Raw genomic sequence first — 26,321 nt, 5'->3', positions numbered from 1 at the left:
TCAAGTCCCCAAAACCATCGCGTTGTGAGGCGCGCAAACGGCTGATTTCCCTTAGGAAACCGGCAGATACGAACAGAAAGTTGTCCGGGCGCACCAATTCGGGGACGGATCCTAACGCACTCGTTCGTTTGCACAAGGGTTTGGTTGGGATTTGTTGTGAATTCAAGAGCCACCCCTCACCCCAGCCCTCTCCCCACGGGGGAGAGGGGGAAAGGGAGCCGATCGGGGACGTTTCAAAACCTGAGCTCGACTCGATGTTCCAGGTCGATGTAGCTCTAAAGAACACCTCGGTCAGTCCCCTCTACCCTCTGGGGCGGTCCGACGTTTCGGGAGGGTTAGGGTGAGGGGTGGATCTGAAGGTCGATCTAAATTCCAGCCCCACCACAAACAAAAAACCCCGCTAATTTAGCGGGGCTTTTCTTTATGCCAACTGAGGCTGCGCACTCAGCGGCTTGAGCGGCAACAGCGGCGCATGGGGATCGGCTTTCACCGATGTACGCCACGCCTCCAGCCACTCGGGGTGACCTTCGTTCCAGATCTGCTCATGCAGACGACCCAGTGCTACCGGATCACTGAGCAGTTGCACGCGCTCATTGTTGTTCAGACCCTCAGGCCCGGCTTTCAGCGCATGACGAACCCGTTCGATCCGCAGCCACTCGATCGGTTCGGCCTCACGGTGGCGAGACGTCGCCAGCGAGCACGCCAAGGCGTTCTGCTGTGGATCGACCACTGCCCGGATGAAGCCGTCGTTCAGCGCATGCCAACGGTTTTCGTGGGTGTACTGGTCGGTTGCCAGCAACGCCTGTGGCGGATTGTATTCCTCAGGGATCAGGAACAGGCTTTCGTCACGGGACTTGAGGCCCAGGCCGACTCGACTGGAGATCACCGACACCGGAATCGACAGCATCAACGAACCGACGATCGGCACCAGCCACCAGAGAAAGCTCGGGTTCAGCCAGATCACCAGCAGGGCCCAGAAGAAGCCCAGCAAGGTTTGCGGACCGTGGCGTTTGACCGCTTCGCTCCATGGTGTGGAGTCGTCGTCACGTTGCGGCGAGTTCCAGGTCGCGGCCCAGCCGAGGAACGCGGCGAGTACGAAACGGGTGTGGAAAATCATCCGCACCGGCGCCAGCAGCATGGAGAACAGCATCTCCAGCAGCATCGACAGGGTCACCTTGAACTTGCCACCGAACTCTTTCGCGCCCTTGGCCCAGATCAGGATGATGCTCAACAACTTCGGCAGGAACAGCAGCACGACGGTGGTCGAGAACAGCGCAATCGCCTTGTCCGGGTGCCATTGTGGCCACAGCGGATAGAGCTGACGTGGCTCAAGGAAGTACTGCGGCTCCATCAGCGTGTTGACCGCCAGCAGCGCCGTCGATAGCACAAGGAAGAAGAACCACAACGGCGCCGACAGATATGACATCACGCCCGTCAGGAACACTGCACGGTGCACCGGGTGCATGCCCTTGACCAGGAACAGCCGGAAGTTCATCAGGTTGCCGTGGCACCAGCGACGGTCACGCTTGAGTTCGTCCAGCAGGTTCGGCGGCAATTCTTCGTAGCTGCCCGGCAAATCGTAGGCAATCCACACGCCCCAGCCGGCACGGCGCATCAGCGCCGCTTCAACGAAGTCGTGGGACAGAATTGCACCGGCGAACGCGCCTTTACCGGGCAACGGCGCCAGGGCGCAGTGCTCGATGAACGGCTTCATGCGGATGATCGCGTTGTGGCCCCAGTAGTGGGATTCTCCCAACTGCCAGAAGTGCAGACCGGCGGTAAACAGCGGACCGTACACGCGGGTGGCGAACTGCTGCATGCGCGCATACAGCGTGTCCATGCCAGACGCGCGCGGCGCGGTCTGGATGATCCCGGCGTCCGGGGTGGCTTCCATCAAGCGCACCAGACTGGTCAGGCATTCGCCGCTCATCACGGAGTCCGCATCGAGCACGACCATGTATTTGTAATCACCGCCCCAGCGACGGCAGAAGTCGTCGAGGTTGCCGCTTTTACGTTTAACGCGACGGCGACGGCGGCGATAGAAGATCTTGCCGAAGCCCTTGGCTTCACGGCAGACGTCCAGCCAGGCTTGCTGCTCGGCGACGCAGATATCGGCTTCGTTACTGTCGCTGAGGACAAAGAAGTCGAAGCGATCCAGGTCACCCGTGGCCGCGACCGACTCGAAGGTCGCACGCAGACCGGCAAACACCCGTGGCACGTCTTCGTTGCAGATCGGCATCACCAGTGCGGTGCGTGCGTCTTTGGGAATTGCCTCGTTGCCGGCGCTTTTACCGGAAATGCGGTATTTGTCGTGACCGGTGAGCAACTCGAGGAAGCCCATCAACGCGGTCCAGAAACCGGCCGACACCCAGCAGAACAGAATCCCGAACAAAATCAGGATGCTGGTTTGCAGTGCATACGGCAGCACTTGCGTGGCCGTTTGCGACAGCGGTTGATGCAGCACTTCGTTCAGGTCGACGAACGACCAGCCTTGGTACGGCATGATGCCTTTCATGTACCAGCCGGCGACGATGGTCTGGCCGAGCATCAGCACCAGCAGAATGTAGCGGCGGATCGAACCGACGGTGCGCCAGCGAGCAGCCGGCAGCACACGCTCATCCTTCGGCGGGGCCGGCGGATTGGTGCGACCGGTCAGACGACGCCAGCCACGCACCAGAATGTTGGTGCGCCACGGCTCCGGCACGACTTTGGTTCGACGAATCGGCGGGGTAGCCCGCAGACAGACCCGGCCGCTGGCGTCGAGCACCAGCATTTCAGCGTCTGCCAGTTCTTCGGCAGTGTTCAGGGTCAGGCGCCGGCCCACCGAAGCTTGAGCAGCCTCGGTCGGCGCGTCGAACGTCGAGGACGACAGGCGCTCATGCAATTCGCTGAAAGACTTGCAGCCCGCGAGTTCCGCGCGCTGCTCGTCGGTCATCGGTAGATGCGCCAGATACTCGGCAAGAGTCTCTGGCTGTACTTGAGAATTACTCATCGGCAGGCAACTGATAGCTCCAGGTCTCGGTCAGGACTTCTTCAGTCGGTGCCGATTCCGGTGTGGCTGGGGCCGCGTCGGCAGCGACTGGCTGCTTGGCGTCTTTGTTGTCCTTGTCCTTGGAATCTGCGGCTGGCTTGGCTTCGACCTGTTTGGCTTCAACCTGCTTGGCCTCAGCTTGCTTGGTTTCCTTGGCTTCCTTGTCCAGCTTCTCCTGCTGCCGGGCGGCAATCTTGTCGGCCTTGGCGACGGAAGAATTGGACGCGGGTACCGATGTTTTGGCCAGGTCGGCAGTCACGGCGTTTTTGACCAGTGCAGCCCGCATTTCGGTGGGCTTGCCCGGGTCCTTGATCTTCATGCGCAGCGTCAGACGCCAGCCCTTGGTATCAGGGTTGTAGCGCACGCTATTCTCGACCAGCTCGGCATTCTCGCCAACGCTGACCTGGCTGCGAACATCCGTATCTTCCGGCAATACCGCAAGGGACGGGCCTTCGAAGTCCACCAGATAAGCGACGCTGCCGTCCGGCTGACGGATCAGGTTGGACTGTTTCACGTCACCTGTGGAACGCAGGGTCTGTTGAACCCAAGCGCTGTCCGGCGCGTGAAGTGCGGCTTCGTCGATGGTCCAGTGCATGCGATAAGCGACGTCCAGCGGCTGGCCCGGCTCAGGCAATTTCTCCGGGCTCCAGAACGCAACGATATTGTCGTTGGTTTCGTCCGCAGTCGGAATCTCTACCAGATCGACGGAGCCCTTGCCCCAATCGCCTTTTGGCTCGATCCAGGCACTTGGGCGTTTGTCGTAGCGGTCGTCGAGGTCTTCGTAGTGGCTGAAGTCGCGGCCACGTTGCAGCAGGCCGAAACCGCGCGGGTTCTCGATCGAGAAGTTGCTCACCGCCAGGTGTTTCGGGTTGTTCAGTGGGCGCCAGATCCACTCGCCATTGCCGGCATGGATCGACAGACCGCTGGAGTCGTGCAGTTCGCGACGGTAGTTCAGCACTTTCGACGGCTGATTGGCGCCGAACAGGAACATGCTGGTCAGCGGCGCAACGCCAAGCTTGGTGACCTTGTCACGCAGGAACATCTTGGCCTTGACGTCGACAACGGTGTCGCTGCCCGGACGCAGGGTCAGGCGATAGGCACCGGTAGCGCGTGGCGAATCCAGCAGGGCGAAGATCACCAGGTGCTTGTCACCCGGTTTTGGCTGTTGAATCCAGAACTCGGTGAAACGCGGGAATTCTTCGCCGGACGGCAACGCGGTATCGATGGCCATGCCGCGAGCGGACAAGCCATAGGTGTGACCCTTGCCGACAACGCGGAAGTAACTCGCGCCGAGCATGGTCATGATTTCGTCTTGCTTGTCGGCCTTGTTGATCGGGTACAGCACACGGAAACCGGCATAACCCAGTTGCTCGGTGGCTTTAGGATCGAACTTCACGTCGCCGAAATCGAAACGACTTGGGTCGTACTTGATCTCTTCGACGGTGTTAGCGGTGATTTCATTGATTTTCACCGGCGTATCGAAATGCATACCCTGGTGATAGAACGACAGCTTGAACGGGGTTTTCTGATCGGCCCACTCGGCTTTTTCGGTCAGGAAGCGAATTTTTTGATAGTCCGCGAATTTCATCTCGCGGAACTCGTTCGGCAGGTTACTGCGCGGAGCTTCGTATTTCTGCCCGGCCAGCTCTTTTGCCTTGACCGATACATCATCCAGATTGAATGCCCAAAGCTGACCGGCGCTGAGCAGGCAGAGCAGTGCAGAGCCCGCTACCAGAGCGCTTCGTAACCGTTTGGCAGACAATTTTGCATTACAGGGACTAACAATCACGAGCAACCCTCGCCGAAAACAGATCAAAAAACCAACGGCCAGTTAAAGTGCCTGTGAGGAATACGGCATGGAAAAACCGACCCCACAGACCACTCTTGCCAAGTTGGCGAGCATTGTTCCGACTCCTATGGGGCTAAATGATTCCCCAACAGGTCCAGGACAAGTCTCTACCTAAGTCAAAATGGACCAACGAACGCTGATCCCCGTAGCGCGCGATTATCTAGTAGGCCGCGTTACAACGCATCAGGGGTAACAAAGTATTTATCGCGAAAAACGCCTGTTTTCAGTCGAAAAGCCCTTAAAAACATGTTTCAAGTGCTTTCAGGTCTGTAACAGGAAGGTTACCGGGCCGTCGTTGACCAGGTACACCTGCATATCCGCGCCGAATCTACCTGATGCCACAGTGCCATGCACCTGTTTCGCCTTACCTAATAGATAGTCGAAAAGCTCCTCGCCCAGGGCCGGAGGGGCAGCGGTCGAAAAACTCGGACGCAACCCGCTCTTGGTATCGGCAGCCAGGGTGAACTGTGAGACCAGCAGCAACCCACCGCCTACATCCGCCAGGGACAGATTCATCTTGCCCTCGGCGTCACTGAACACACGATAGTTAAGCAGCTTCTGCAGAAGTTTGTCGGCGCTGGCCCGAGTGTCCTCGGGCTCGACCGCCACCAACACCAGCAAACCCTGATCGACTGCGCCAACCACCTCCCCCGCTACCTCGACTCGCGCGCCACGCACGCGTTGCAGCAGGCCCTTCATGCTTCTTCAGGGGCCAGGTCGAGCAAACGACGGGCCATCAGACCGGCGGCGCGAACCAGTGCATCAGTAATCCCTGATTCGGAGGCGGCATGGCCGGCGTCACGGATCACCTGCAATTCACTGTTGGGCCAGTTCTGATGCAGTTCCCAGGCGTTATCCAGCGGGCAGATCACGTCGTAGCGACCGTGGACGATCACGCCAGGCAAATGGGCGATCTTGCCCATGTCGCGGATCAACTGGTTGGGTTCAAGGAACGCATTGTTGGTGAAGTAGTGACATTCGATGCGGGCGATGGACAACGCGCGCTGTGGTTCGGAGAAACGATCGACCACCATCGGGTTCGGGCGCAGGGTGGCAGTCCGCCCTTCCCAGGTGGACCAGGCCTTGGCCGCGTGCATCTGGGCAATCTGATCGTTGCCGATCAGGCGCTTGTGGAAAGCCGAGAGCAAGTCTTCGCGTTCGTCCAGGGGGATCGGCGCGATGTAGTCCTGCCAGTAATCGGGGAACAGACGACTGGCGCCACACTGGTAGAACCACTCGATTTCCTGCGGACGGCAGAGAAAAATCCCGCGCAGAATCAGACCGTGCACGCGCTCCGGGTGGGTTTGCGCGTAGGCCAGCGCCAGGGTTGAGCCCCATGAACCGCCGAACAACACCCATTTATCGATGCCAAGGTGCTGGCGAATCCGCTCAAGGTCGGCGACCAGATCCCAGGTGGTGTTGTTTTCCAGGCTGGCGTGGGGCGTTGAACGACCGCAACCGCGCTGGTCGAAGGTCACAATGCGATACAGGTTTGGATCGAAAAACCGACGACTCTGGGCATCACACCCGGCGCCGGGGCCGCCGTGGATGAACACCACCGGCAAGCCTTCCGGTGAACCGCTTTCGTCGACATACAGTGTGTGGGTTTCATCGACGGCCAGATCGTGCCGGGCGTGGGGTTTGATCTGCGGGTACAAAGTCTGCATTGCGCGCTCCGTAAGGGGTCGAGGTCATCCCTGGGGGGACTTCTATTATTCTGCCGTCCGGCATCATAAACCCGAATTACGCCAATGAGCATGCCTTGCAGAGCCAGAGTTGTTCAGCCCGTTTTTTCAGACAAATAGCCGAGCAGCGTTTCATAGAGTGCGTCGACCTCGGCGACCTGCCCCCGAGCCCGCAGACAGCCGTGGACCAACCCCTCGCCGTAGTAAAGCGTCGCTGCCACATCTGCTGCGTTCAGTCGCTCGGCGTAGAGCACGCCGTCATCGCGCAGCGGGTCGAATTGCGCCACTGCGATCAAGGCCGGCGGCAAACCACTGAAATCCTCGGCGAGCAACGGCATCGCGTAGGCACCTGGCTGTCCAGTGCCGCGCAAGTACAGGGCATGATAACAATCCAGATCACTGCTGCTGAGCAAGGGAGCATCGACGCATTCGCTGCGCGACGGCAATCGGTGATCACCGCCCAGCCCCGGATAAATCAGCACCTGCGCAGCCGGCAATGGCTCGCCCGCATCGCGCAACGCCAGACACAACGCAGCCGCAAGGTTGCCACCGGCGCTGTCCCCGGCCACCAGCGTTCGCTCGGGATCGAGCCGCAATGGCCCGGCCCGTAACGCGCGCCAGACACCCAGACAATCCTCGAACGCCGCCGGAAACGGATGCTCCGGCGCCAACCGATAATCGACAGCGATCACCAGCACACCGAGCGTCGACGCCAGTTCGGCGCAGATGAAGTCGTGGGAATCCAGATCCCCCACCACCCAACCGCCGCCGTGCAGATACACGATGCACGGGCAACCGCTGGTCGGTGGCGAAACCGGCGGCTGATAAGACCGCACCGGCACGCCGGCCAATTCAAAATCCACCACATAAAGCCCGGCGGGACGCGGCGGGGTAAACGCCCGGCACATCCCGCTGTAGGCCTGACGCAAACCAGTGAGGCTGCTGTCGGTGCTGTTGAAGCTGACGGTTTTCTCGACGAATGCCGCCATTTGCTCGGATAACGGATAGGAACTCATCAAGGTTTCAAACTGGCCTGAACGGTGGTTATGCCATCCTTGCCATCGAAACTGCTGACACCTGCCAACCAGCGCTGAAGATCGTCCGGATGGTCGCGCAGCCATTGTTTGGCAACGTCCTGAGGCGTCTTGCGCTCCATGATCGGCACCATCAACTGGCTTTCCTGGGCCGCGGTGAAGGTCAGGTTTTCCAACAGACGGTTTACGTTCGGGCAGCGCTGGGCGTAGTCCGGGGCGGTCACGGTGGAGACGGTGGCGGCGCCCTCGTTCGGGCCGTAAACGTCTTCACTGCCGGTCAAGTAGGCGATTTTCATGTTGATGTTCATCGGGTGCGGGGTCCAGCCGACGAACACCACGAATTCCTTGCGATTCACCGCCCGCTGAACGGCGGCAAGCATGCCGGCCTCACCCGACTCGATCAGCTTGAAATCCTTCAAGCCAAATTGATTGGTCTCGATCATGGTTTTGATGGTGGTGTTGGCGCCACTGCCGGGCTCGATGCCGTAGATCTTGCCGCCGAGTTGATCCTTGAATTTGGCGATGTCGGCGAAGGTTTTCAGGCCCGCTTCGGCGACGTACTCCGGTACGGCGAGGGTTGCCTGGGCGTCGGCCAGGCTCGGTTTGTCCATGACCTTCACCTGATTGGCGGCCACAAACGGGGCGATATTTTTGTCCATCGCCGGTTTCCAGTAACCCAGGAAGATATCGAGACGCTTGTCGCGGATGCCGGCGAAGATGATTTGCTGCACGGCGCTGGTTTGCTTGCTTTCGTAGCCGAGGCCGTTGAGCAACACATCGGCCATGCCGCTGGTGGCGATCACGTCGGTCCAGTTGACCACGCCCATGCGCACGGCCTTGCAGGAAGCGTCGTCACTGGCCAGGACGTTGGTGCTCAAAAGAGCGGTGCCGCAGAGGATTGAGAGACAGCGGGTAAACAGTCTTTTCATTGGGGATGATCTCGTGCGGCAGATTATTGTGAGGACCGGTGTCTTCGTGCACCGTGCCCAGAACATTACGCAGCGTCGAGAGGGTAAAAGCGAACTGTAGCGACCGAGATTTGCACGGTGGCGACAGTTCCAGAAAGGTATCGAGAAGAACCCCGAACTGTGGGAGCGAGCCTGCTCGCGATTGCGGTGTAACAGTCAACATAGATATTGAATGTTATGACCTCATCGCGAGCAGGCTCGCTCCCACAGGGTTATGCGCTGTAGTGCTTTTGGCCCCAGGCCAGCAGCCCTTGCAGCAATTCCTTGAGCACCACCTGAGTCGGTGCCGCCAGGTCCGGGCGATAACGGAACGGCTCGAACTCTTCCATGTAGGTGCACTGGCCCAACTCCAGTTGCACCGCATGGATGTTCTCGGCCGGATTGCCGTAATGCCGGGTGATGTGGCCGCCCTTGAAGCGACCGTTCAGCACGTGGCTGTAATCGCCGTGGCGCGCGCAGATGGCTTCCAGCTGAGTGGCCAACTGTGGATCGCAACTGGCGCCGTTGAAGGTCCCGAGGTTGAAGTCCGGCAGCTTGCCGTCGAACAGGTGCGGGATCACGGAACGGATCGAGTGCGCATCGAACAACAGCGCGTAGCCGAACTCGGCCTTCAGTCGCGCCAACTCGTTCTGCAAAGTGCTGTGGTACGGCGTCCAGATCTGCTCCAGATAAGTCGCTCGTTCCGCCCCTGACGGCTCCATGCCCTCACGGAACAATGGAATACCGTCGAACAGTGTTGCCGGGTACAGACCGGTGGTCGCACCGACATACAAAGGCTTGTCGTCAGACGGTCGATTCAGGTCGATGACAAAACGCGAGTACTCGGCGGCCAAGGTGCTGGCGCCCAGTTCGGCAGCAAATTCGTAAAGCTGCGGGATATGCCAATCGGTGTCCGGCAGGCTTTTCGCGTCGGGGATTAACCCGGCTTCGACCGTCGGGGTCAGGCGCAGGCCGGCGTGGGGCATGCTGATCAGCAGCGGCACGCGACCTTGTTTGAAGTTCAGAACCTTATCCACAACTGTTCTCCTAAATGCTCACTTCAACGCCGTGACGCACGACGCGTTTTTCCAGGTCGCCGCTCAGCCAGTACGACAAGTCGGCCGGACGATCGATTTGCCAGGCGACGAAATCCGCGAACTTGCCGACTTCCAGCGAGCCATGAGTCTGGGCCATGCCCAGCGCCGTGGCGGCATGAATCGTTGCACCGGCCAGCGCTTCTTCCGGGGTCATGCGGAAACAGGTGCACGCCATGTTCAACATCAAACGCAACGACAGTGCCGGTGAGGTGCCTGGGTTGAGGTCGGTGGCGATGGCGATTTTCACGCCGTGTTTGCGCAAAGCTTCCATCGGCGGCAATTGGGTTTCCCGCAGAAAGTAGAACGCGCCGGGCAGCAACACCGCGACGGTGCCGGACTTGGCCATGGCGATGGCGTCGTCTTCGGTCATGAATTCCAGGTGATCGGCCGACAGTGCGTGGTAACGCGCCGCCAGACTCGAGCCATGCAACGACGACAACTGTTCGGCGTGCAGCTTCACCGGCAGACCAAGTTGTTGTGCGGCGATGAACACCCGCTCGACCTGCGCCGGCGAAAACGCCAGGTATTCGCAGAACGCGTCCACCGCATCCACCAGCCCTTCGGCGGCCAGGGCCGGGAGCATCTCGGCGCAGATGTGATCGATGTAGTCGTCGGCACGCTCCGCGTATTCCGGCGGCAAGGCGTGAGCGGCCAGGCAAGTGCTGCGCACGCTGACCGGGAGCTCGGCGCCAAGACGGCGGATGACCCGCAGGATCTTGCGTTCGCTGGCCAGGTCCAGGCCGTAGCCGGATTTCATCTCGACGGTGGTCACGCCGTCGCGCATCAGGCTCTTCAGACGCTTGGCGGCGCTGGCGAACAGTTCATCTTCAGTGGCCGCACGAGTGGCGCGCACGGTGCTGGCGATGCCACCACCGGCCGCTGCGATTTCTGCATAGCTGACGCCTTGCAGACGCTGTTCGAATTCACCGCTGCGGTTACCGCCGAACACCGTGTGGGTGTGGCAGTCGATCAGGCCCGGCGTCACCCAGGCCCCTTTAAGATCATTGACTGCCGGGTATTCGCCCGACGGCAGTTCAGCGCGTGGGCCGATCCACTCAATGTGCGCTCCTGACGTCACGATGGCCGCATCCTCGATGATCGAGTAGACGCCTTGCGCCATGGTTGCGACGTGGCAGTGTTGCCAGAGAGTTTTCATCCGTGGCCTCCGTTAGGTTATCGATGAGAAAAAGAAGGTTCCCGCTCCACCGGTACTGCCTTCCCTGCCGCCGGTTTCACCCACGTCAGGTAGGCCAGCACCAGCAATACAATCCAGACCACGCCGACGATCAGAGCCGCCTGGGTGTCCGGGAAATAGCCCAGCACGCCAAAGATGAACAGCATGAAGGCAATCGCCGCCATCGGCGCATATGGCCAGAACGGTACCGGGAATTTCAGTTGGGCGACCTGCTCGGCACTCATGGAGCGACGCATGGCCACTTGGGTGAACAGAATCATCAACCAGACCCACACCGTCGCAAAGGTGGCGATGGAGGCGATCAACAGAAATACGTTCTCCGGAATCAGGTAGTTCAGCAGCACGCCCAACAGCAGCGCGGCACTCATGACCACCACGGTCATCCATGGCACGCCGTTGCGCGACAAGCGGGCGAAGCCCTTGGGCGCATGCCCTTGCTGGGCCAGACCGTACATCATGCGGCCCGCGCCGAAGATGTCACTGTTGATCGCCGACACCGCCGCCGAGATCACCACGATATTGAGAATGGTCGCCGCCGAGCTGATCCCCAGGTTGTCAAAAATCTGCACGAATGGGCTGCCTTGGCTGCCGATCTGCTGCCATGGAAAAATCGACATCAGTACGAACATCGTCAGCACGTAGAACAGCAGGATACGCAACGGTACGGCATTGATCGCCCTGGGCAGCACGTGCTGCGGGTCTTTGGCTTCACCAGCGGTCACGCCGATGATTTCAATGCCGCCGAAAGCAAACATCACCACCGCGAACGAAGCGATCAGGCCGCCCACGCCATTGGGCATGAAGCCGCCATGGCTCCAGAGATTGCTGATGTCGGTCGCTTGGGCGCCGGGCGCCGTGCTGATACCGAACAGCATGATGCCGAAGCCACCCAGGATCATCGCGACGATGGCCGCGACCTTGAGCAACGACAGCCAGAACTCCATTTCACCAAAGACTTTGACGTTGCACAGGTTCAAGCCGCCGACCACCGAAACGATGCCCAGTACCCAGATCCAGCGGGCGACTTCCGGAAACCAGAAGCCCATGTAAATTCCGAAGGCGGTGACGTCGGCCATACCGACGATGACCATTTCAAATGCGTAGGTCCAACCGAGGATGAAGCCCGCCATCGGTCCTAGGTAGGTGCTGGCGTAGTGGCCGAAAGAGCCGGCCACCGGGTTGTGCACCGCCATTTCACCGAGGGCGCGCATGACCATGAACACCGCCGCGCCACCAATCAGGTAAGCGAGCAGTACCGCAGGCCCGGCCATTTGAATGGCCGAGGCAGAACCGTAAAACAGCCCGGTGCCGATCGCCGACCCCAGTGCCATGAAGCGAATATGTCGGGCAGAGAGCCCGCGTTTCAAACCCTTTTCTGGCTGTTGCATTGCTCGTCCTTATTATTTTTATGGGCGCAAATGATCGAATCGCGAGCAGGTCGAATCGTCGCACCGTCGCTCCCACATTGGATTGCATAAACCCTGTGGGAGCGAGCCTGCTCGCAAAGAGGCCATTACAGGCTAGGCAACAACTTCGCCGAAACCAGGTCGTTCAGGCAACGAGTCGCCAGAAGCTCGCTAGCAGCATTGATATCCGGTGCAAAGAACCGGTCCTTCTCATAGAACGGCACTTGCGCACGCAGGATGGCGCGAGCCTTTTCCAGCTTCGTCGAGGTCTTCAAGCCATCGCGCAAATCCAGACCCTGGCAGGCCGCCAACCATTCAACCGCCAGAACACCACGGGTGTTTTCGGCCATTTCCCACAGGCGCTTGCCGGCAGCCGGGGCCATGGAAACGTGGTCTTCCTGGTTCGCGGAAGTCGGCAGGCTGTCCACCGAGTGCGGATGGGACAACGCCTTGTTCTCGCTGGCCAGTGCCGCCGCCGTCACCTGGGCGATCATGAAGCCGGAGTTCACGCCGCCATTGGCCACCAGGAACGGCGGCAGTTGCGACATGTGCTTGTCCATCATCAGCGAGATACGACGTTCGCTCAGGGAGCCGATTTCAGCGATGGCCAAGGCCATGTTGTCGGCAGCCATGGCCACCGGTTCGGCGTGGAAGTTACCGCCGGAGATCACGTCGCCTTCAGCGGCGAATACCAGCGGGTTGTCCGAAACGGCGTTGGCTTCGATGGCGAGTACTTCGGCGGCCTGACGGAACTGGGTCAGGCAGGCGCCCATGACTTGCGGCTGGCAGCGCAGGGAGTACGGGTCCTGAACCTTTTCGCAGTTCTGGTGCGAGTCGGACACTTCGCTGCGCTCACCCAGCAGGTCGCGGTAAGCGGCAGCGGCGTCGATCTGGCCTTTCTGGCCACGAGCGGCGTGGATGCGTGCGTCGAACGGCGAGCGCGAGCCCAGCACGGCTTCAACAGTCATACCACCAATGGCCAGGGCGCCAGCAAACAGGTCTTCGCCTTCGAACAAACCGCGCAATGCATAAGCGGTAGAAACCTGAGTGCCGTTGAGCAGCGCCAGACCTTCTTTCGCGGCCAGGGTCAATGGAGTCAGACCGGCGACTTTCAGCGCTTCGGTTGCTTCCATCCACTCGCCTTTGTAGCGCGCCTTGCCTTCGCCCAGCAGCACCAGGGACATATGGGCCAGAGGCGCCAAGTCACCGGAGGCACCGACCGAACCTTTCAAGGGAATGTGCGGGTAAACCTCGGCATTGATCAGCGCGATCAGCGCGTCGATGACCTTGCGACGAATGCCGGAGAAACCACGGCTCAGGCTGTTGACCTTGAGCACCATGACCAGCCGAACCAGCGCGTCGCTGATCGGCTCGCCGACACCAGCGGCGTGGGACAGCACCAGCGAGCGCTGCAGGTTTTCCAGGTCTTCGCTGGCGATACGAGTCGAAGCCAGCAGGCCGAAACCGGTGTTGATGCCATAAGCGGTGCGGTTCTCGGCGAGGATCTGTTCCACGCAGGCAACGCTGGCTTCGATCTGGCCCGAGGCACTGTTGTCGAGGGTGATTTTGACCGGTTGCTGATAAACATCACGCAGTTGGGCAAGGCTCAGTTGGCCGGGAATCAGGTTTAGCGCAGTCATTTCGTGCTCCTTTTGAGAGTTTGTCATTAACTCACCAGACGCTCCGGAGATGTCCGTTGTCCGTCGCTTCCCGCCTTTTGGGGGGCTGCGCCTTGGCACGCTGGTGTGGTGGAAATCAGTTCAGGTTGGGTAAAGCCTTGTGCAGCAAAATCGGGTCTTTCAACACACCGGCAGCGGCGGCGATGTCGGGTGCCAGCCAGCGGTCCTGATCGTAGGCCGGGACTCGCTCACGCAGCAGACGCCAGGCGGCATCGGTGCCAGCGCCGAAGCGTTGCTCTTTCAAGAATTCAAACGCCTGAGCCGCCAGCAAGTACTCGATGGCAAGGATCTGTGTGCAGTTTTCCAGGGCACGATGCAGTTTCAGCGCGGCGTTGGTGCCCAGGCTCAGATGGTCTTCCTGCAGGCCCGAGGTGACGTAGTTGTCGAGCACCGCCGGTTGCGCCAACTGACGGTTTTCGGCACATAGCGAAGCGGCGACGTACTGGACGATCATCATCCCGGAGTTCACCCCCGGGTTGGCCACCAGAAACGCCGGCAGACCGCTGACGTGAGGGTTGATCAGGCGGTCCAGACGACGCTCGGCGATGGAGCCGATTTCCGCCATGGCAATCGCCAGCAAGTCCGCCGCCATCGCGACCGACTGGCCATGCGGGTTGGCTTGGGACACCACCCGGAAGTCGTCCGGCGTGCCCAGCAGCATCGGGTTGTCGGTGACCGAGTTGAGTTCGGTTTCGATCTGCTTTTTCGCGTGTTCAAGCTGATCGCGAGCGGCGCCGTGAACTTGCGGAATCGAGCGGATGCTCAATGCATCCTGAGTACGAATGCCTTTGCTGCTGGCAATCACTTCACTGCCATCGAGCAACGCACGCAGGTTGATGCCGACTTGCTGCATGCCCGGGTGAGGCTTGAGCGCGATGATCTCGGCATCGAACGCGGCAATCTGACCGCGCTGGGCCTCGAAGCTCATGGCGCCGATCACATCGGCCCATTGCACCAGACGCGTGGCGTCGGCGAGTGCCAAACAGCTGAGACCGGTCATGCACGGCGTGCCGTTCACCAGGCACAAACCATCTTTGGCACCGAGCTGAACCGGTTGCAGACCTTCTTCGGCCAGGGCTTGCTGCGCGGAAACGATTTGCCCGCGATAGCTGACATTGCCGACACCCAGCAGCGCGATGCTGATGTGGGCCATGTGAGTCAGGTAACCCACCGATCCCTGGGACGGTACTTGCGGGGTGATGCCGCGATTGAGCAGCGCCAACAGGGCTTCGACCACCCGGCGATGAATGCCGGATTTGCCGTGGCTGTAATTCCGGATTGCCGCACAGATGATCGCGCGGGTCTGTTCGTCGGCCAATGGTGCGCCAACGCCACAGGCGTGGCTGAGCAGGGTGTTACGCGACAGCTGGCTGAGTTGCTCGTCTTTGAGCGAGACATTGCACAGCGCGCCGAGGCCGGTGTTGACGCCATAGGCGCGCTCGCCGCTGACGACGATGCGCTGGACGATCGCCTGGGCATTTTCGATCCGTGCCCAGGTCTGTGGCGACAGCTCAAGCTGTGCGCCATGGCGGGCTACGGCGACCACATCCTGCCAACGCAACGGGGCGTCGGCGATAACGATTTTTTCAGCCTGGGACATCTGGAGCCTCATACAAATTCTGTTGACTACTGAAACCCTGTGGCGAGGGGATTTATCGGAATGCCGCACCACCCCGTTGGGCAGCGAAGCGGCCCCAAAACCTAACACCACAGTTTCTCAGGCATAACGCGTGTAATGGTTTTACGACTGCTACGCAGTCGAACGGGGATAAATCCCCTCGCCACAAACGCGGTCAGTCTTAAACCACCGCCGCCCGACGCTGTACGAACCGGTCCACATACTCATCCGCCGGCGAATGCAGGATCTCTCTTGGCGTGCCGACCTGAATCAGGCGGCCATCCTTGAGAATCGCAATGCGGTTGCCGATACGGACGGCCTCATCGAGGTCGTGGGTGATGAAGACGATGGTCTTGTGCAGGGTCTTTTGCAGTTCCAGCAATTGGTCCTGCATTTCCGCGCGGATCAGCGGATCGAGAGCACTGAAGGCTTCGTCCATCAGGATGATGTCGGTGTCTGCCGCCAAGGCGCGGGCCAGGCCCACACGCTGACGCATGCCGCCCGAAAGCTGATGCGGGTATTTGTTTTCGTAGCCCTTGAGGCCCACGGTGTTGATCCAGTGCAGCGCGCGCTCGGAGCACATTTGCTTGGTCTCGCCACGCACTTTCAGGCCGTAGGCGACGTTATCCACCACGGTCTTGTGCGGCAGCAGGCCAAAGCTCTGGAACACCATGCTGATCTTGTGCCGGCGAAATTCGCGCAAGGCTTCCATGTCGTATTGCAGGATGTCCACGCCGTCCACCAGGATCGCGCCGCTGGTCGGGTCGATCAGGCGATTGAAGTGGCGCACCAGCGTCGACTTGCCGGAACCCGACAGGCCCATGATCACGAAGATCTCGCCGGTACCGATGCTCAGGGACAAGTCGTTCACGCCGACCACACAGCCGGTTTCGGACAGCACCTGATCCTTGGTTTTGCCCTGGCCGATCATGGCCAGCGCATCCTTGGAACGGTTGCCGAAAATCTTGAAGACGTTTTTGACTTCGATCTTGCTGATGGCTTCGTTGTTCATTTGCTCACCTCATGCCGTGCCCGACCATACGCCTGAGTAATACGGTCGATAACCACTGCCAGAATCACGATCGCCAGACCGGCCTCAAGACCACGTCCGACGTTGAGGGTCTGAATCCCCACCAACACGTCTTCACCCAGGCCACGGGCACCGATCATCGAGGCAATCACTACCATCGACAGGGCCATCATGGTGGTCTGGTTAATCCCGGCCATGATGCTCGGCAGGGCCAGCGGAAGTTGCACACCAAACAGTTGCTGCCAACGGTTGGCACCGAAGGCATTGATCGCTTCCATCACTTCGCCGTCGACCTGGCGGATACCCAGATCTGTCAGGCGGATCAGCGGTGGTGCGGCGTAGATCACGGTGGCGAAAATAGCCGGGACCTTGCCCAGGCCGAACAGCATCAGCACCGGGATCAGGTACACGAAACTCGGCATGGTCTGCATGATGTCCAGCAGCGGCATCAATATCGAACGCAGGCGATTGCTACGCGCCGAGAGAATGCCCAGCGGAATGCCGATCAGCACCGAAATGATCGTCGCCACCATCATCAGCGCCAGGGTTTGCATCAGCTTGTCCCAGAGGCCGACCGCACCCACCAGGAACAACAAGCCGACTATCACGGCGGTGGTCACGACCTTGCGGGTCGCGTGCCAGGCAACGCCCGCGACGATGGCGAGCATCAACCACCAGGGTGCCGCACGCAGCAGGCCTTCAAGGTTGACGATGGCCCACAGCAGCGTGTCAGAGATCTGCCGGAACACGTCGCCGTAGTTGGTGACCAGCGTATCGACCCAACTGTTGACCCAGTCGGCGATGGAAAAGGTAAAGCTTTCGGGAAACATAAGAGACTCTCAATCAAGGGGTTGCGATCAAGCATCCGACTGCCGCTCAGGGCAGTCGGAGAGGCTCAACCTACAAGGCCGCGTCGATCTTTTTGGCTGCGTCTTCGCTCACCCATGCGTGCCAGACTTCAGGATGTTCCTTGAGGAAGATTTTCGCCAGTTTTGGTGACTCGATCCGCTCTTTGGCCATGCGCCCGAGGTTCTGGTTGAGCAGGTCGATTGGCAGGTTGACCTTCTCCAGCACCGCCACCAGTTCCGGGGCTTGCTCGTGGAAAGTCTTGGACAGGCCGACCTTGATGGTCACTTCCTTGTTCACGCCTGGTTTCTCTTCGAGTTTGACCAGGTCCACCTGGCCCATCAGCGGGGTTGGCGACCAGTAGTAGAACAGGATCGGCTCGCCACGCTTGTAGCTCGACAGCACCGCGGCATCCAGCGCCGGGCCGGTGCCCGGACGGAAGTTGGTGTAGGTGCTTTCCAGGCCGTAGCTTTTCAGCATTTCGCTGTTGTCCAGCTCACAGGTCCAGCCCGCCGGGCAGTTGTAGAAACGGCCCTTGGATGGCTCTTCCTGATCCTTGAACACTGCAGCGTATTTGCCCAGATCGGCGATCGCTTTCAGGTCCGGAGCTTTAGGCTCCAGCTTGCGCTTGGCGTCGCCTTCGATCACGTAACGCGGCACGTACCAGCCTTCGACAGCACCCACGACAGGCGCGCCGACACCGACAACTTTGCCGGCCTTCTCAGCCTTGTTCCAGACTTCGCTACGGCCGACCCATTCTTCGGCGAAGATTTGAATATCGTTGCTGCTCAGGGCGTTTTCCATAGTGATGGAGTTGCCCGGCAGGCTGTCGGTCTTGCAGTCGTAGCCTTTTTCCAACACGACTTGCAGCACGTCGGTCAGCAGCATGGCGCTTTCCCAGTTCAGGCCGGCAAATTTCACCGGTTTTCCCGACTCGCACCAACCCGCCGCCTGAGTGGCGCCGGCACTGGCCAGCAGGCCCATGGAAAGCAATGTGGTCAGCAGGGTCTTGTTCGATTTCATTGTAGTGACGCTCCTAATCATAAGTTGGCTTACGGCAGTCAAGAGGCATCCAGCCCTGTCCACGTCCAATCAGGCCTGCGCCGCAGCGCGACCGGCCCCGCTTGTTATAGGTGCTGCATCGCTGTCCTGCTCGACCGGCAGGATCAGGTGATCGGGTACTGCGCTGTGCCATTTTTTCGCGCACACGTAATACAGGGCTGCGGGAAGCACCAGACCGATGATCCAGGAAATATCCACACCACCCAGAGCGTCCACCAGCGGACCGGTGTAGAACTTGGTAGAGATAAACGGCAGTTGCACCAGCACACCGAAGACATAGACGCTGATACCGAGGGGGTTCCAACGGCCGTAGCGACCGTGCGGATCGGCCAGCGCCGGCACGTCATAGCGCTCGCGAGTGATGCAGTAGTAGTCCACCAGGTTGATCGCGCTCCATGGCGTGAAAAAAGCCAGCAAAAACAGGATGAAGGACTTGAACGCACCGAGGAACGAGTGCTGACCGAGCAACGCGATCAGGGTCGCAGTGCCGACGATGACCAGCACGAAGACCAGACGCTGCAAGCGCGTTACCCGCAGGTCACCACGGAAACCGCTGATGACGGTCGCAATGCACATGAAGCTGCCGTAGGAGTTCAGCGTGGAGATGGTGACCTTGCCGAACGCGATGCTGAAGTACAGCAGCGCAGCGGTGGCACCGGTACCGCCCAGACCCACGATGTAGGCCACTTCGTGGCCGGCAAACTGCCCGTTGGCCGAGGCGGCGGCAAGCACGCCGAGGATCATCGCCACCTGTGCGCCAATGACCGAACCTGCGCCAGCGGCGAAGAAGGTTTTCACCGAGGAAGTCTTGCTCGGCAGGTAGCGTGAATAGTCAGCCACGTAGGGGCCGAAGGCGATCTGCCAGGACGCCGCGAGCGATACCGCGAGCAGGAAGCTGGTCCAGCTGAAGTGACGGATTTGCAGGAGTGCGCCAACGTCAGTCTGGCTCATCAGACGGCTGAACAGGTAAACAAAGGCAATCACACCAATGACGCTGGCGACACGGCCAATGAAATGGATCACCCGATAACCGAGCACCGTGACCAGCACGATGACACTGGCGAAGATGAGGATACCGACGCTGTCGCTGACGCCAAACAACTGGCCCAGCGCCTGGCCGGAAAGCACGGTGCCCGTTGCGGTGAAACCGAGGTACATCAGACAGACCAGCACGATCGGGATGGCCGCGCCATACACGCCGAACTGTACCCGGCTGGAGATCATCTGCGGCAGGCCAAGCTTGGGCCCTTGCGCCGCATGCAGCGCCATTACGCCACCGCCGAGCAGTTGACCGATCAACAGACCGATCAACGACCAGAACACGTCACCGCCCAGCACCACGGCCAGGGCCCCGGTGACAATCGCGGTGATTTGCAGGTTGGCGCCCATCCACAGGGTGAACTGGCTCAACAGACGACCGTGTCTCTCCGCTTCCGGGATGTAGTCGATCGAACGTTTCTCGATCAACGGTTTACTGCCTGCACGATCGCTGTTAACAGCCATGATTCAACCTCTGTGGATTGTTATTCGGTGTTGGTGATCCCTGTAGGAGCTGTCGAGTGAAACGAGGCTGCGATCTTTTGATCTTGATCTTCGGCGTCAGTAACGACGCCAAAAGATCGCAGCCTGCGGCAGCTCCTACGGGTTTGGGTTATTTACCGGTAATCATCGGCAGGTTCAGACCCTGTTCCTTGGCGCAGTCGATCGCGATCTGGTAACCCGCATCGGCGTGACGCATGACACCGGTAGCCGGGTCGTTGTGCAGGACGCGAGCGATACGCTCGGCCGCTTCGTCAGTACCGTCGCAGACAATCACCATGCCCGAGTGCTGGGAGAAGCCCATGCCGACGCCGCCGCCGTGGTGCAGGGAAACCCAGGTCGCGCCGCTCGCGGTGTTGAGCAAAGCGTTGAGCAGTGGCCAGTCGGACACGGCATCGGAACCGTCCTGCATCGACTCGGTTTCGCGGTTCGGGCTGGCTACCGAACCGGAGTCCAGGTGGTCGCGACCGATCACGATTGGCGCGGACAATTCACCACTGCGCACCATTTCGTTGAACGCCAGACCGAGCTTGGCGCGCAGGCCCAGACCCACCCAGCAGATACGTGCCGGCAGCCCCTGGAAGCTGATGCGCTCGCGCGCCATGTCCAGCCAGTTGTGCAGGTGGGCGTCGTCCGGGATCAGCTCTTTTACTTTGGCGTCGGTTTTGTAGATGTCTTGCGGATCGCCCGACAGTGCAGCCCAACGGAACGGGCCGATACCACGGCAGAACAGCGGACGGATGTAAGCGGGTACGAAGCCTGGGAAGTCGAACGCGTTTTCCACGCCTTCTTCTTGGGCCATCTGACGGATGTTGTTGCCGTAGTCGAAGGTCGGAATGCCCATTTTCTGGAAGTCCAGCATCGCTTTAACGTGCACGGCCATGGATTGCTTGGCGGCTTTGACGACAGCGGCTGGCTCGGTCTTGGCGCGAGCGCGATACTCTTCCCAGGTCCAGCCGGCCGGCAGGTAACCGTTGAGCGGGTCGTGGGCGCTGGTCTGGTCGGTGACCATGTCCGGGCGCACGCCGCGCTTGACCAGTTCCGGCAGGATTTCAGCCGCGTTGCCGAGCAGGGCGATGGAAATCGCTTTGCCTTCCTTGGTGTATTTGGCGATGCGGGCCAGCGCGTCGTCGAGGTCGGTGGCTTGCTCATCGACATAACGGCTGTTCAGGCGGAAATCGATGCTGACCTGCTGGCATTCGATGTTCAGCGAGCAAGCGCCGGCCAGGGTCGCGGCCAGAGGCTGAGCGCCGCCCATGCCGCCGAGGCCTGCGGTCAGGACCCAACGACCTGTCAGGTCATCGTTGTAGTGTTGGCGACCGGCTTCGACGAAGGTTTCGTAGGTGCCTTGAACGATGCCCTGGCTACCGATGTAGATCCAGCTGCCGGCGGTCATCTGGCCGTACATGGCCAGGCCTTTGGCGTCGAGTTCGTTGAAGTGTTCCCAGCTCGCCCAGTGCGGTACCAGGTTGGAGTTGGCGATCAGTACGCGCGGGGCGTTGCTGTGGGTCTTGAACACGCCGACCGGCTTGCCGGATTGCACCAGCAGGGTCTCGTCGTCGTTCAGGTTGGTCAGGCTTTCGACGATCTTGTCGTAGCATTCCCAGTTACGTGCCGCACGACCGATACCACCGTAAACCACCAGTTCTTTAGGGTTCTCGGCGACTTCCGGGTCGAGGTTGTTCATCAACATGCGCAGCGGCGCTTCAGTCAGCCAGCTCTTGGCGGTCAGCTTGTTACCGCGCTGCGCACGAATTTCAACATCACGTCTTTTTGTAAAAGAGGCGGTAGTAGGTTTCTGGGTATTGTCAGTCACGAAAAAGACTCCTCAGCGATCAATCCAAACCAACCCTGGCGGTGGGTAAGCCAGCCTGTGCGCGTCAAAGCGACACAAGCGAATCAGTGGACGTTGCGAGGAGTCTCGATCGACTCATACGCATACGTCTTTACTTGTACATACAAGCATATGCAATCAAGCGGCCAACTTGTTGGATGAGTGTTCAAGAAAAGTTTTGAAAGGGCTGGAGAGCGCCTGGATCAAGGGTTCTGGCAAAGATGAAATTTTTCGGGGGGATTTTGCGAGGGGGATTACAGCTGTTACTTGAGCGAGGTTTTGCGCCACGCTGGGGCGTTCGGTAACAAAGTGGTGCGCTTTGGGGAACAGGGATAGGTGGCTGCTTTTGTGGTGAGGGGATTTATCCCCGTTGGGCTGCGCAGCAGACCTTTTTTGGGGCCGCTTCGCGACCCAACGGGGATAAATCCCCTCGCCACATTAGATTTGTTCAGCAGTTAATCAGCGTGCAGTCAGCTCAATCACGCAGCATGGGCCATTGCTCGAGACTTCCAGCAGGCCGGCGTTACCGTCGAGCTGCAGGCAATCATGGCGACCCAGTTGTGAGGCGCTGTTACCGACCTTCACTTCAAGCTCGTCGGTGACACTGAACACGAGCACGGTACCAGCCGAACTGAAAAATCGCTGCTCGCCGTCCAGCCACTGCAACCGCGCGCTATAACGCTGTGGCGCATAAATCAGGTTGAAATCGCGAATCGGTCCGCCGAGCAAGGTGCACGAGACCTGGCTCTCACCACTGAAGGAAAACGGGTCCAGCGGTAACAATGGCCGAGTGTCCTGACCATCAACCCGCAAGGTCATACCGTCGCCTTGCAATACGGTGATCACCCGCTCGTAACCGGCAAAAGTGGAAAACCCGCCCGACTCGCCAATATCGGCAATCGACAGGCGCCAGCCAAATCCATCAAGGCCGGTGCCCGCATCGCGGGTGATTTCTTCGGTACTGCCGCCGCCGTTTTTCCACGGCATGCGCGGGTAATCAACGGCGCGTAAAACCTTCAACTCATTCATTTATGAAAGCGTCCTTCCAGACGATGACGGGAACCGGGGTGGATCAAACGGGCGGCGGTCACTGGCTGACGGCCGGACCAGGTGCGGCGACGAATCAGCAGGCACGGCTCGCCCTTTTCAATCTGCAGCAACTTGCACTCGCTGGCCTCCGCCAGAATCGCCTCGACCACGTGTTCGCCTTCGGTCAGCGGCGCGACCTGGTTCAGATAGGCGTATGGCGTTTGCAGGGTGAAGTCCTGCTTGAGGTAGTCCGGCGCCACGAGTGCGTTGACGAAACGGTCTTCAATTTGCACCGGGATATCATTTTCGAAATGCACGATCAGCGAGTGAAAGACTTTCTGGCCTTCGCGCATGTCCAGGGCCAGTGCGCGCTCGGAACCTGCCGCCTCTTCCTCGAGGGTGATGACCTTGCAGGTGTGGCGATGGCCACGCGAGGCGATTTCGTCGGCGATGTTGTGGACTTCAAACAGCGCGGACTGACTTTTCGGCTCGGCGACGAACGTGCCGACACCCTGCATGCGCACCAGCAGACCGTCGGCGGTCATCTCGCGCAGGGCGCGGTTGATGGTCATGCGGCTGAAACCCAACTGGTTGACCAGCTCGCTTTCCGACGGAACGCGGTAGTGCGGCGGCCAGTTTCCACTGTCGATTTGCTGGGTGATCATCTGTTTGACGCGGGCGTACAAGGGCGCCGGACTGTCGCCCATGTTCGCGGCCAACGGTGACACTTGGGGCGGAGTCGGCACGGTTAATCCTTGATCATCAGTTAGAGATTGCTAGCTTGCCGGAGTTTACCGAGCAGGCAAACGTCTGTATATGTATATACAAATAACACACGATGGGGTGCTGAACCATGTCCGCCTTCTTTGCCGAACGCGCGCTGCTGCCTAGTGGATGGGCCAACAATGTACGTCTTGAGGTCAGCGCCGATGGCGTGTTGACCCATATCCAGGCCGATTCCAACGCAGATAGCGCTGAACGGCTGAGCGGTCCGCTGCTGCCGGGTATGCCGAATTTACACTCCCACGCCTTCCAGCGGGCCATGGCCGGGCTGGCGGAAGTGGCGGGTAATCCGAATGACAGTTTCTGGACCTGGCGCGATTTGATGTATCGCCTCGTCGGAAAAATCAGCCCGGATCAACTCGGCGTCATCGCCCGTCAGCTGTACATCGAAATGCTCAAGGCCGGTTACACCTCGGTCGCGGAATTTCACTACGTACACCACGACACCAACGGCCAGCCTTACGCGGACCCGGCCGAACTGGCGCTGCGCATCAGCCAGGCTGCCAGTTCCGCCGGGATCGGCTTGACCCTGCTGCCGGTGCTCTACAGCCATTCCGGTTTCGGCGGCCAGGCCCCGAACGAAGGCCAGCGCCGCTTTATCAACAGCACTGAAAACTACCTCAAGCTTCAATCGCGCTTGCAGCCAATCCTGGCGCAGCAACCGGCGCAGTCGCTGGGTTTGTGTTTCCACTCGTTGCGCGCGGTAACACCGCAGCAGATCAGCGAAGTGCTGGCCGCCAGCGACCAGCAGTGCCCGGTGCACATTCACATCGCCGAACAGCAGAAGGAAGTCGACGACTGCCTGAGCTGGAGCGGCCGCCGTCCGCTGCAATGGCTGTACGAAAACACCGAGGTCGATCAGCGCTGGTGCCTGGTTCACGCAACCCACGCCAACCCGGAAGAAGTCACGCTGATGGCCAAGAGTCGCGCCATCGCCGGTTTGTGCCTGACCACCGAAGCCAACCTCGGCGACGGGATCTTCCCGGCGGTGGATTTCCTCGCTCAGGGCGGGCGCATGGGCATCGGTTCCGACAGCCATGTGTCATTGAGCGTGGTGGAAGAATTGCGTTGGCTGGAATACGGCCAGCGTCTGCGCGATCAACGACGTAATCGTTTGTATGGCGCGGATCAGCCGATGGTTGGCCGCACGCTGTACGACGCAGCGCTGGATGGCGGGGCTCAGGCGCTGGGTCAGCCGATTGGTGCGCTGGAAGTTGGCAAACGTGCGGATTGGCTGGTGCTGGATGGCAACGATCCGTACCTGGCGACGGCCAGTGGCGACGGGATTCTCAATCGTTGGTTGTTTGCCGGTGGCGATCGCCAGGTGCGGGATGTGCTGGTCAATGGCCAGTGGGTTGTGCGCAACGGGCGTCATGCGGGTGAAGAAGAAAGTAACCGCGCGTTCACCCAAGTCCTGCGCGACCTCCTGGGCTGACGCAAAAAAATGTGGGAGCGAGCCTGCTCGCGAAGGGGCCGTCTAATTCAACACAGATGTTGACTGACAGTCCGCTTTCGCGAGCAGGCTCGCTCCCACATTGGATCTTCAGTGACCGTCAGTTCGAAGTCTTGGCCATCTGCGTGTCTGTCGCGCGCCAGATCAGCCGCGTGGTGTCGTAGCCCTGCTGACGCGCCTTGCTCAGCAGTTCTTCACGCACTACGCCATTGACCGTCGGGGTCCGTGACAGCAGCCACAGATACTTGCGGCTCGGATCGCCAACAATGGCGGTCTTGTAGTCATCGCTGACATACAACACCCAGTACTCTCCCTTCGCCGTACCCGGTATCAACCGCGAAAACCAGGTGTCGAACTCGACCCACAATTTGTCGGTTCTGCCCGGCACTTGCGGCCAAGCCGTGCCTTTGGCCTCTTCCCATTGCCAGTCCGCCGTCAGGCAGCGATTGAGCACCAACACCTTGCCGTCAGGCTTGAGCGTGTAATGGGCTTCGGATTGCGCGCAGTTGCGCTGGAAATACATCGGCAGACGAGCCAATTCGTACCAGGTCCCTTGGTACTTCTTAAGATTGACGCTGTTGACAGTTTTCGGTGCCAAAGGATCTACGCCGGAAGTGGCGCAGCCGGCCAATACCAGGCCGGCTAAAAGGACTATCAGTAACTGTTTCATTGTTTTTCTCCCGTGGGCGCATAGCCCCGGATTACTTCAGGCCTTGGCCGGAAAACATCAGCACTTTGTCACCGGCGTACTGCACGCTGATAAAGCTGTTCTTGTCGCCCCAGGTGCAACTGGACATGCCAAGCGCGCCCGAGCAATCGGCGGGTTTACCCAGCAAGGTTTCTACCTCGGCCTTGGGCATGCCTGACGACAGCTTCGAGTAGTTTTCCTGATTGATCTTGCTGCAAGCGGCCAACAACACGCAGAACGAAAGCAGGGCGATAGAACGCAGCGACATGGTGTAGCTCCTGGGGCGAAGGGGAATGGCATGGCTGCCAAGCTGAAGCTTAGAAGAGAAAACCCCTTTCTGGTTCCCGAGTCGGCCGGCTATTTATTAGGCCGCTCGTCTGCCGTTTTTCGAAAAATCAGCAACTTTCTTTCGCTATTGAGCATTTCGTCGATTTTCACAAAATCCGCCTAATCTTTGGCGCCGGCTGGTCGACATAAAAGCAACGCAAAACGCCCTTTTTGACCAGCCCCCTCCGC

Annotated in this window: 21 protein-coding genes; 1 reads left to right on the top strand and 20 read right to left on the bottom strand. The window is 59.9% G+C overall.

The genetic code is table 11. The annotated features are described in order from the left end of the window. Nucleotides 1-421: 421 nt before the first annotated feature. From mdoH to hutC, 18 genes are all read right to left on the bottom strand, one after another. Entirely contained in the window at nucleotides 422-2,992 is a 2,571-nt protein-coding gene (gene mdoH / locus ACYZTW_RS02715; RefSeq protein ID WP_462003633.1) for a glucans biosynthesis glucosyltransferase MdoH, read from the bottom strand. Next, complete coding sequence (locus tag ACYZTW_RS02710; protein WP_462003632.1) at nucleotides 2,985-4,820, bottom strand: glucan biosynthesis protein G; 1,836 nt, start codon at nucleotides 4,818-4,820, stop codon at nucleotides 2,985-2,987. Before ACYZTW_RS02710 ends, mdoH begins: the two co-directional genes overlap by 8 nt. A 321-nt stretch (nucleotides 4,821-5,141) precedes the next feature. Beyond that, nucleotides 5,142-5,579 carry a D-aminoacyl-tRNA deacylase gene (gene dtd, locus ACYZTW_RS02705; protein ID WP_462003631.1) on the bottom strand — a complete coding sequence of 146 codons (438 nt, stop codon included), beginning with the start codon at nucleotides 5,577-5,579 and terminating at the stop codon, nucleotides 5,142-5,144. Further along, complete coding sequence (gene pip / locus ACYZTW_RS02700; protein ID WP_462003630.1) at nucleotides 5,576-6,547, bottom strand: prolyl aminopeptidase; 972 nt, start codon at nucleotides 6,545-6,547, stop codon at nucleotides 5,576-5,578. The genes dtd and pip overlap by 4 nt, the downstream gene beginning before the upstream one ends. A 113-nt stretch (nucleotides 6,548-6,660) precedes the next feature. Then, on the bottom strand, nucleotides 6,661-7,581 hold the full coding sequence (locus ACYZTW_RS02695) for an alpha/beta hydrolase (RefSeq protein WP_462003629.1): 921 nt from the start codon (nucleotides 7,579-7,581) through the stop codon (nucleotides 6,661-6,663). Further along, nucleotides 7,581-8,528 carry a choline ABC transporter substrate-binding protein gene (locus tag ACYZTW_RS02690; RefSeq protein ID WP_462003628.1) on the bottom strand — a complete coding sequence of 316 codons (948 nt, stop codon included), beginning with the start codon at nucleotides 8,526-8,528 and terminating at the stop codon, nucleotides 7,581-7,583. The genes ACYZTW_RS02695 and ACYZTW_RS02690 overlap by 1 nt, the downstream gene beginning before the upstream one ends. Before the next feature lie 251 nt (nucleotides 8,529-8,779). Continuing rightward, a complete protein-coding gene (gene hutG, locus ACYZTW_RS02685) occupies nucleotides 8,780-9,583 on the bottom strand; it encodes an N-formylglutamate deformylase (RefSeq protein ID WP_462003627.1) in 804 nt (267 codons plus the stop codon). A 10-nt stretch (nucleotides 9,584-9,593) separates the two neighbouring features. Further along, nucleotides 9,594-10,799 carry an imidazolonepropionase gene (hutI, locus tag ACYZTW_RS02680; protein ID WP_462003626.1) on the bottom strand — a complete coding sequence of 402 codons (1,206 nt, stop codon included), beginning with the start codon at nucleotides 10,797-10,799 and terminating at the stop codon, nucleotides 9,594-9,596. 17 nt (nucleotides 10,800-10,816) lie between these two features. Then, on the bottom strand, nucleotides 10,817-12,226 hold the full coding sequence (locus ACYZTW_RS02675) for an amino acid permease (RefSeq protein ID WP_462003625.1): 1,410 nt from the start codon (nucleotides 12,224-12,226) through the stop codon (nucleotides 10,817-10,819). 125 nt (nucleotides 12,227-12,351) lie between these two features. Continuing rightward, nucleotides 12,352-13,884, bottom strand: a complete 1,533-nt coding sequence (gene hutH / locus ACYZTW_RS02670; protein WP_462003624.1) for a histidine ammonia-lyase — start codon at nucleotides 13,882-13,884, stop codon at nucleotides 12,352-12,354. A gap of 115 nt (nucleotides 13,885-13,999) precedes the next feature. Further along, nucleotides 14,000-15,523, bottom strand: a complete 1,524-nt coding sequence (gene hutH / locus ACYZTW_RS02665) for a histidine ammonia-lyase (protein WP_462003623.1) — start codon at nucleotides 15,521-15,523, stop codon at nucleotides 14,000-14,002. A gap of 199 nt (nucleotides 15,524-15,722) precedes the next feature. Then, the gene (locus tag ACYZTW_RS02660; RefSeq protein WP_008149478.1) at nucleotides 15,723-16,553 is read right to left on the bottom strand and encodes a quaternary amine ABC transporter ATP-binding protein; all 831 of its coding nucleotides are present in this window, start codon (nucleotides 16,551-16,553) and stop codon (nucleotides 15,723-15,725) included. Beyond that, a complete protein-coding gene (locus ACYZTW_RS02655; protein ID WP_095127535.1) occupies nucleotides 16,550-17,401 on the bottom strand; it encodes an ABC transporter permease in 852 nt (283 codons plus the stop codon). Before ACYZTW_RS02655 ends, ACYZTW_RS02660 begins: the two co-directional genes overlap by 4 nt. A 70-nt stretch (nucleotides 17,402-17,471) precedes the next feature. Next, nucleotides 17,472-18,440 (bottom strand): ABC transporter substrate-binding protein, encoded by a 969-nt coding sequence (locus ACYZTW_RS02650; RefSeq protein WP_123361141.1) that lies wholly within the window; start codon nucleotides 18,438-18,440, stop codon nucleotides 17,472-17,474. A 69-nt stretch (nucleotides 18,441-18,509) separates the two neighbouring features. Then, the gene (locus tag ACYZTW_RS02645; protein ID WP_462003622.1) at nucleotides 18,510-19,982 is read right to left on the bottom strand and encodes a purine-cytosine permease family protein; all 1,473 of its coding nucleotides are present in this window, start codon (nucleotides 19,980-19,982) and stop codon (nucleotides 18,510-18,512) included. Nucleotides 19,983-20,130: 148 nt separating this feature from the next. Beyond that, nucleotides 20,131-21,834, bottom strand: a complete 1,704-nt coding sequence (gene hutU, locus ACYZTW_RS02640) for a urocanate hydratase (RefSeq protein WP_462003621.1) — start codon at nucleotides 21,832-21,834, stop codon at nucleotides 20,131-20,133. Nucleotides 21,835-22,311: 477 nt separating this feature from the next. Then, nucleotides 22,312-22,881, bottom strand: a complete 570-nt coding sequence (locus ACYZTW_RS02635; RefSeq protein WP_462003620.1) for a HutD/Ves family protein — start codon at nucleotides 22,879-22,881, stop codon at nucleotides 22,312-22,314. Further along, on the bottom strand, nucleotides 22,878-23,588 hold the full coding sequence (gene hutC / locus ACYZTW_RS02630; protein WP_177326944.1) for a histidine utilization repressor: 711 nt from the start codon (nucleotides 23,586-23,588) through the stop codon (nucleotides 22,878-22,880). The genes ACYZTW_RS02635 and hutC overlap by 4 nt, the downstream gene beginning before the upstream one ends. A 146-nt stretch (nucleotides 23,589-23,734) precedes the next feature. On the opposite strand from hutC, the gene ACYZTW_RS02625 reads away from it, so the two are divergent. Continuing rightward, the gene (locus ACYZTW_RS02625; protein WP_462003619.1) at nucleotides 23,735-25,099 is read left to right on the top strand and encodes a formimidoylglutamate deiminase; all 1,365 of its coding nucleotides are present in this window, start codon (nucleotides 23,735-23,737) and stop codon (nucleotides 25,097-25,099) included. Between the two features lie 118 nt (nucleotides 25,100-25,217). Here ACYZTW_RS02625 and ACYZTW_RS02620 read toward each other — a convergent pair whose 3' ends face one another. Both ACYZTW_RS02620 and ACYZTW_RS02615 read right to left on the bottom strand, forming a co-directional pair. Beyond that, the gene (locus ACYZTW_RS02620; protein ID WP_462003618.1) at nucleotides 25,218-25,787 is read right to left on the bottom strand and encodes a lipocalin family protein; all 570 of its coding nucleotides are present in this window, start codon (nucleotides 25,785-25,787) and stop codon (nucleotides 25,218-25,220) included. Between the two features lie 31 nt (nucleotides 25,788-25,818). Next, on the bottom strand, nucleotides 25,819-26,073 hold the full coding sequence (locus tag ACYZTW_RS02615) for a lipoprotein (RefSeq protein WP_033055306.1): 255 nt from the start codon (nucleotides 26,071-26,073) through the stop codon (nucleotides 25,819-25,821). Nucleotides 26,074-26,321: the final 248 nt, after the last annotated feature.

It is taken from the genome of Pseudomonas sp. LB3P25 (genome assembly GCF_054897985.1).
This window is presented reverse-complemented; position numbering and strand designations above follow the sequence as displayed.